Genomic DNA, 7184 nt, shown 5'->3' with positions numbered 1-7184 from the left:
CGCCGCGGCCGCAGCGGGTGCGGCCGACGTATCTGCCGCCGGCGCGCTCGCGGCCGCAGCGGACGCGGGCGCGGACGCATCGTCCGCGAGGGCGGCGCCGATACCGCCCGCGAGCAGCGAGCCGGCCATCAGCAGGGACATCAATAGTTTGCGCATCTTCGTTTTCCTCTTGTCGCTTATCTGTGCTGTGTCGCTTGGGTCTTTACAGCGCGTCGGCCCCGGTTTCGCCGGTGCGGATGCGGATCACCTGCTCGATCGGCGTGACGAAAATCTTGCCGTCGCCGATCTTGCCGGTGCGCGCGGCGCGTTCGAGCGCCTCGATCGCCTGATCGACGATGTCGTCCGACACGGCCGCCTCGATCTTCACCTTCGGCAGAAAGTCGACGACATACTCAGCCCCCCGATACAGCTCCGTATGGCCCTTCTGCCGCCCGAAGCCTTTGACTTCCGTGACCGTGATGCCCGACACGCCGATCGCCGACAAGGCTTCGCGCGCTTCATCGAGCTTGAACGGCTTGATGATTGCGGTAATGAGCTTCATGAAATTCCTCGCTAGTGTGTTGCTGATCGCGTTGCCAACCGTTGCGTACCCGTAACCGTGGTCTCCGGCGCCGCCGGTGGAGAAGCTCCGGCGGTGCGCGCGGGGCAGTAACAGCAACTCGCGTGCCATGTTGTGTCAGACTTCGCCTCGCGCGCATGGCGCAAGGCGCCCGGACGGCCTTGTCCGAACGGCCAGGCGCACGGCGCGCGGGTGGCGCGGCGTAGGGATCGTTGCTAGAGTGTTCGAAGGTTCTGAACGCGACGGCACGCACCAAAGGCGCTCATGCGGCCGCGGCAACGCGGGCGGCACGCACCACGATCGCCCATTCGCCGTGGCGGGGCACAGACGTCATGAAACATGCACATTTTTTGTGCACCAAGGGGAACACCATGAAACAACCGAACGACGTTTTCAACGACTTCCAGGCACGCGTGAGCGATCTGTTCAAGAACTCGCCGGCCAGGGATGTCGAGCGCAACGTCAAGGCCATGCTGTCGCAAGGCTTCTCGAAGCTCGATCTCGTCACGCGCGAGGAATTCGATACGCAAACCCAGGTGCTCGTGCGCACCCGTGCGCGTCTCGAAGAGCTGGAGCGCCGCGTCGCCGAGCTCGAACAGAAGCTGCCGCTCACTCAAACGCCGTAACCCTCGCGCGCGGCATTCGCGCCGCGCCATGCTGCACATCACCGGCAAGCGGGCCGTGACGTCATCAGCGCTTTAGGAGACTCGCACGTGCCAACGGCGCGCGGTCCGACGGGAGAAAACATGTCGCTTGCCGTGGTGCGCAGTCGCGCGCCGGAAGTCACCGTCGAGGTTCACCTCGCCAACGGATTACCTTCGTTCGCCATCGTCGGTCTTCCCGATCTCGAAGTGCGCGAAAGCCGCGAGCGGGTGCGCGCGGCGCTGCAGAACTGCGGCTTCGACTTCCCCGTGAGACGCATCACCGTCAATCTCGCGCCGGCCGATCTGCCGAAAGAATCGGGCCGCTTCGATCTGCCGATCGCGCTCGGCATCCTCGCCGCGAGCGGACAGATTCCCGCCGAATCGCTGCGCCACCGTGAATTCGCCGGCGAGCTGTCGCTGACCGGCGCGCTGCGGCCGATGCGCGGCGCGTTCGCGATGGCATGCGGCACGGCGCGCGGCGCAATGGCGGCCGACGGTGGCGATGGCAACGCCGTGCATTCTTCCGCGCCGCCTTCCCCGCTGGCCGAAGCAACCGCAGCGGAATCGCCGTTCCGTACTCCACAGCTTTACCTGCCCGCCGCGAGCGCGGCGGAAGCTGCGCTCGTGCCCGGCGTCGACGTCTATGGCGCCGCCGATCTGCCGTCGCTATGCGCGCATCTCGCGGACGCGCCGGACGCGCGCCTGCGCCCGATCGCCGCACCCGAGCCCGGCACGGAAGCCGTCGCCGCCCGCCCCGACATGGCTGACGTGATCGGCCAGCGCGCCGCGCGGCGCGCGCTGGAAGTCGCCGCGGCCGGCGGCCATCACGTGCTTATCTTGTAGCCAATTAAACCCCGTCACGCGGGCATAGTAGCCTTTCATGTCCCGGCAAGATCGCTCAAGACGGCAGCCGACCGCGAACGCTCCGCCCGGCCCATGGCTTCGATGAACCGGCGGTAGCCGAACGCGCTATGATCTACGTCCAATAAAAGTGTTGTTGATCGGCCTGTCGGGGAAAACGCGTGGAAAAGCGCTATCAAGTATTTGTAAGTAGCACGTTCAAAGACCTGGAAGATGAACGCCAAGAGGTGATGCATGCACTCTTGGAACTCGACTGCATTCCGTCCGGGATGGAGTTATTCCCGGCTGCTAACGAGACACAGTGGAATCTCATAAAGAAGCTTATCGACGACTGCGACTACTACATTCTCATAGTGGCGGGCCGCTACGGCTCCATCGGCTCCGAAGGTATCAGCTACACGGAAATGGAGTATCGGTATGCAATCGAGCGAGGTAAGCCGACGATTGCCTTCCTCCACCGCGATCCGGGCAAAATCATTGCGGACAAGACAGAGAGCTCGACAGAAGGCAAAGAAAAGCTTCGGACTTTTCGCGCGTCGGTCGAGCAAAGGTTGTGCAAACATTGGGACACGCCGCACGAACTGGGATCAGTCGTCAGTCGCAGCCTGTTTCAATTGATCAGGTCGACGCCGGCAGTTGGTTGGGTACGCGCGGATACGCTCGCTACCGCCGAAGCGACTGCGGAACTGTTGAAATTGCGCCGCATGGTCGATGAGCTACAGTCTGAATTGGCACGCGTTCGGACTCCGGCGCCCAAAGGAACTGACGCGCTCGGCGACGAATTTCCGGCACCGATGTTCACCAGATACTCTGACTGGGTGGGGAATGACCGGCATCTAAACGAGCCGCGGAGCGACCTCCTGCTCACGGATAAGCCCATGTTTGTCGGCGACACTGCGTGGTTCGAAGTGGAAGTAGATTCGATCTATAGCCCAGACGAGTACACGATTGTTTGGCGAATCAGTGGGCTCGAAGTCGCTCAAGGACCAGTATTCCGGCTCACACTTGAGCCGAAACACGTGGGACAGCCATTTGGGCTGCAGGTCGATATCACTTCGAACAAGGAATGGCACCGCATAGCTAGTCGTTTCGACGCCGTGCTGACACTTCGATACGAGGTGCGTCCAATACCACGACCGCGGTGATTGCGCGACGCGGTCGAGCGCGAATATCACTCTTCGACGCTTCCGATTCGGCTTTGGCAATAGATTCCCCGAGGGCTTTTGGCTGGCCACCCATGTTAACGTGTAGCCAACTAAACCCAACGCAGTCAGGCGCTTCCGCATACGTAAGAAAGTCGCAGTCGCTGATGGAGTTGCCGCTCGGATCCGCGTCCCACCCGGCCTGGATACCGACGCCCCGTTGCCTGCAGATCGCCGTTGTGGAATAGTTCTCGCACGTCTCTGCATGGGGAGAGGCATGCGATTATCTGACGCATTGGGCCATCAGGGGCGAAGGTTCTCTTCTACTCTGCTTGCGGAGCTGGCCGGTCTGAACGCATTCACGCTCCTCGAGCCTGATGCAGAAGATATCTGCATCGCAGACAGAATTATCTCCGCGCACCTCTCCTATCTACTAGTGCTGGAACGCAAGGTCGAAGGCGAGGCGCGACAGCGCGCAATGCGTTTTCTTCCACCCGAGGCCGCCATCCGACTTGCATGTGGCGGCTTGGCCAAGGGCGTCTATGCTTCCTTTAGGGTCTACCGCGTAAGCTTTATCGAGGCCGACCTCCCAGAGCTTTGGAAACAGGTGGCTGGGGCGATGCCCAAGCTAGGGCGGGATTCTACAGTCGTGCGTTTCGCGCGTGCCCTCGCCATCCTACTCGACCAGTTTGCGGCCAAGACCGGCGAGGATCTGGGTGAGTGGTTTCCGGATTGGCGGCTCCGCGCCACCGTAGCGCTCTGCGCGCTGATCGACTTGTCCGGCTACGTCTTAACGCCAGAGCAGGCGGATCTTCTGTGGCCAGACGGCAAGCACTACGATCAAGTGATGTCCGACATCGTCCCCATTGCAGGCTAAAGGAGCCCCCCCATGACCAGCGACGTCTACATCCGATTCGAAAATCTTGCAGCGGACATACTGAACGGCTTCAGGCCGAAGGTCACCCTATCCTATCCCGGAGTCGCCAGTATTGAAGTCGACAGCGGCGGTCTGCGCGAGCTGATGGTCGACAGACCAGCGCTTCTGGTGACGCTGGTGCAATGCTTCGTCCAACCCCGCGTTTTCACCGAGGATCTCGAGGCCGAGATCTTGGGGGAGGTAAAGGGCAGGGCCGACCTTACATACAACCAGTTGGATGCCCGGGTAGTTGAACTGTCAAAGCGGGGGGGTTCCGGAAACCGCCTCCATCTGGAGCTCCTCCTGCAGTGGCAAACGCTTTCCAAGCGCCTGCGCGACTCAATTGGGACGCGGATCCTCGCGCTCGGAAGCGATAAGCTGGCCGTCAGTGACGATCAGGCGAGCTGCAAAGCCTTGCTGGATTACCGGGTAGGCGCGTTGCCAATAGTCGACGCCCTAGTTGTCGCGCTTCCCACCAATCTGAGAGATCCCATTAAAGAGGAAATCACCCACGCTCGCGACGTGCTCCCACTTCCAGAGCGACGAGCGGTCGATGAGGCCTGGCAAACCAGATAACCAAGGCTTTGATCGCGGACAGCTCAGAGGAACCTCTGTCAGCCCCAAGCCGGCCGCATTGGTGACCGCCTTGAAGCTGCTGAAAACCGCAGCAACATTTGCTCGACGAACTCGGCGATGAGCCAGGCGGCCTACTCCCGCTATCTTGTAGCTAATTAGACCCACCAAAGCGCGCTTTGCCGCGATCCCGATTTCATCCTCGGGGAAATTCGAACAAGCTTGGCAACGTTGTGAGGGTCGGCCAGGTTCAGTTGGACTTTGGGACATATTCTGTCCACCTGCCAGATCCGGTGAACTAGACGATCCGATTCGCCCAGATTCGACCGAGAGGAGCCAGTCACAGTTTAGTGAGAGGGATTATCAATATTGAATACAAAGATTGAATCGCCCCCGTGAAACGAATCGTTACGTTTCGTCCGATTCGTCGGACTCGGTGGCTTCACCGCCAAGCTCCTCATCTTCGGTAGAGTCTCGGCGTACAGCGCGTAGCTGCACCATTGAAGTATTGCCATATGGAGTAAGTGCCCAGTACGTGCCTATGTCCTTTACGCTACGCTTGCGATCATTTTCCTTGATTAGACCGAGCGCGCGGAGTTGGACAATGCATGTTTCAATTTCATCGTTACGAAACACAAATTCTCGAAGTGTGCGACCTTTGAACTCTTTCCGCCCCTGGAAAGCTTTCAATGATTCGCGACTAAAAAAATCCCGAAATGATTGACGAAGACTTGAATCCGATGCTTCGTTGATCATTGTCGGCGCAACGGCAGCGAAGATCGCGTTCCACGATGGCGTGATGGAGGCGGTGTATCCTTGGTCCTCGTGATATGGGTATTCCTTGACGGCCTGACGTGCTTTGAACGACAAATGCAATTCAAATTTGTCGTCATCTTGGGCTAGGTTTTCCGTCCCTGGTGGCGGCTGATCTCTTGATGCCGCAGCTTCTTGCTCAAGTTCCGCGATACGCGTTTTGAGAGCCAAGATATTTGCTAGCGTTGCCTCTGCGGGGACCTTATCAGCTCTGACCCAACCGATAGCCGGATGGCGTTTAACAGCGGCCGTCAAACCCACGATCACCTTGGATTTCAAATCGTCCGCACTTTGCCAGTACACACAGGTGTGCTTTCGCTCGACTTTGGCACGGAATTTCTCCAGCTTTTCCCAAGCCGCTGGCTCGGTTTCAGTCTTCGCTCGAGGCAGCCCGGTTGGATTTTGGTGCAAGAAGGCGATCACGGGTTTTTTTGTACTAACGGCGTAGTCGTACTCCTTCTCCGTATAGCTCAGACCGGCATCATCGAGGGATCCGTATCGACCTCCGACGATCAGAACATAGTAGTCGGAGGCATCAATAACATCACGAATGAGTTGCCATGCCGTGTCATCGGTCGCTGGAAACAACTCCATCCCAGCCGGCATGTGGTCTAGCTCCAAGATGGCCTTGAGTACCCCTTGTCTTTCATCCAAGAGGTCGACGAACGTCGAACTGATGAATACCTGATAGCGCTTGTCCATATCGATGGATAATGAGAATTGTTAAAACGAAATCGGCCGGATTGTTGCCGCACCATATCGAATATATCGTTCAGACGAAAGTGTAGTAGGCAAACGCTATCAGTTGTGGACCGCAGCTAAATATAACTACGGTTGAATCACCAGAGCGCCGGCACCGGTTGAGGACTAAACGACTGACCGGCACATCAAAACTCGGGTTTTGGCGGGCCGAATATGCTTAACGTGTGGCCAATTAAACCCGCCCATCCAGACTTTGCCGCCATTCGGGCTCTTTTAGCAGGCCATCCGAGGTCTGACGTTGACACCTCACGCGAGCGCGTCGATTACCGGCCAGGAAGAGCCGTTCCAGAGTTCGCATCGAGTGTCCGCTTGCGCCAAGTCAATCAACGGTATCGAGCTTGGGATCGGTCGGCCACCATGCAGGCGGCCAAGTCGCCCACGATGGAACATCAAGGCATCGAGCCAAAATCTCGTCCGCTGGATTTCGAGCGGCAAGCTCATTCCTAACAACTTCTAGCCATATCTTGACCCGTTCGTCGTAGGGCGGCTGAAAATCATCAGCTCTCCGTTCCAACCGATCCAGAAAGCTCTTTAACTGCTGAACACGTGCGTCAGCCTCCATCATGAGGAATGCCTGCTTCAGCTGTTCCGCTTTGGATTCGTTTCGTCGCTGCTCTCGTGCTCGTACCTCTGCTGCGCGCTGTTGATCGGCCTCGCGAACTTTTCTCTCTTTTCTCAGCTGGGTCTGCAGCGCGGGCAACAGTAATGCCGCCCGCACGATCTCTTCGAGAAGATTTTGCAGTTTTTCCTGCGTGCCCTGCCAAGTTTTGCTGGCTTGATACTCAGTTTGTTGATTTGCACGGAATCCTGACCCACCCTCGGCAGTAATTTGCATCGAATCTTGACCCACGTAGAACACTGACCTGCTCGGCAACGGGCGGGGGAACGGAGTGATCGACGTGGCTATATTGAGC

The 7184-nt window shown here is 58.7% G+C and carries 7 protein-coding genes and 1 pseudogene; 5 read left to right on the top strand and 3 right to left on the bottom strand.

What is annotated here, in order from left to right:
* Nucleotides 1-202: 202 nt before the first annotated feature.
* A complete protein-coding gene (locus tag F3J19_RS32170) occupies nucleotides 203-541 on the bottom strand; it encodes a P-II family nitrogen regulator (protein ID WP_006048089.1) in 339 nt (112 codons plus the stop codon).
* A gap of 389 nt (nucleotides 542-930) precedes the next feature.
* Here F3J19_RS32170 and F3J19_RS32165 point away from each other — a divergent pair, with 389 nt between their 5' ends.
* From F3J19_RS32165 to F3J19_RS32145, 5 genes and pseudogenes are all read left to right on the top strand, one after another.
* The gene (locus F3J19_RS32165; protein ID WP_167050513.1) at nucleotides 931-1185 is read left to right on the top strand and encodes an accessory factor UbiK family protein; all 255 of its coding nucleotides are present in this window, start codon (nucleotides 931-933) and stop codon (nucleotides 1183-1185) included.
* Nucleotides 1186-1305: 120 nt separating this feature from the next.
* Nucleotides 1306-2040, top strand: a pseudogene (locus tag F3J19_RS32160) (magnesium chelatase domain-containing protein); the annotation flags it as partial.
* Nucleotides 2041-2225: 185 nt separating this feature from the next.
* Nucleotides 2226-3209 (top strand): DUF4062 domain-containing protein, encoded by a 984-nt coding sequence (locus F3J19_RS32155; protein ID WP_167050511.1) that lies wholly within the window; start codon nucleotides 2226-2228, stop codon nucleotides 3207-3209.
* A gap of 274 nt (nucleotides 3210-3483) precedes the next feature.
* Nucleotides 3484-4083 carry a hypothetical protein gene (locus tag F3J19_RS32150; RefSeq protein WP_167050509.1) on the top strand — a complete coding sequence of 200 codons (600 nt, stop codon included), beginning with the start codon at nucleotides 3484-3486 and terminating at the stop codon, nucleotides 4081-4083.
* 12 nt (nucleotides 4084-4095) lie between these two features.
* Entirely contained in the window at nucleotides 4096-4698 is a 603-nt protein-coding gene (locus F3J19_RS32145) for a hypothetical protein (protein WP_167050507.1), read from the top strand.
* Nucleotides 4699-5103: 405 nt separating this feature from the next.
* Here F3J19_RS32145 and F3J19_RS32140 read toward each other — a convergent pair whose 3' ends face one another.
* Both F3J19_RS32140 and F3J19_RS32135 read right to left on the bottom strand, forming a co-directional pair.
* Nucleotides 5104-6210: a DUF4062 domain-containing protein gene (locus F3J19_RS32140; protein WP_167050505.1), complete on the bottom strand. Its 1107-nt coding sequence runs from the start codon at nucleotides 6208-6210 to the stop codon at nucleotides 5104-5106.
* Nucleotides 6211-6589: 379 nt separating this feature from the next.
* Nucleotides 6590-7184: hypothetical protein (locus F3J19_RS32135; RefSeq protein ID WP_205193441.1), on the bottom strand; the 595-nt coding region annotated here is incomplete at its 5' end.

It is taken from the genome of Burkholderia sp. Ax-1724 (assembly GCF_011752995.1).
Lineage (GTDB): Bacteria > Pseudomonadota > Gammaproteobacteria > Burkholderiales > Burkholderiaceae > Paraburkholderia.
Note: the sequence above shows the minus strand (reverse complement) of the source record. Positions and strands in the feature narration are given on the sequence as shown.

Bases quoted from the DNA above. Each gene is read 5' to 3' on its own strand.
- F3J19_RS32170 (WP_006048089.1), bottom strand. From the start codon at position 541: ATGAAGCTCATTACCGCAATCATCAAGCCGTTCAAGCTCGATGAAGCG.
- F3J19_RS32165 (WP_167050513.1), top strand. From the start codon at position 931: ATGAAACAACCGAACGACGTTTTCAACGACTTCCAGGCACGCGTGAGC.
- F3J19_RS32150 (WP_167050509.1), top strand. From the start codon at position 3,484: ATGCGATTATCTGACGCATTGGGCCATCAGGGGCGAAGGTTCTCTTCT.
- F3J19_RS32145 (WP_167050507.1), top strand. From the start codon at position 4,096: ATGACCAGCGACGTCTACATCCGATTCGAAAATCTTGCAGCGGACATA.
- F3J19_RS32140 (WP_167050505.1), bottom strand. From the start codon at position 6,210: ATGGACAAGCGCTATCAGGTATTCATCAGTTCGACGTTCGTCGACCTC.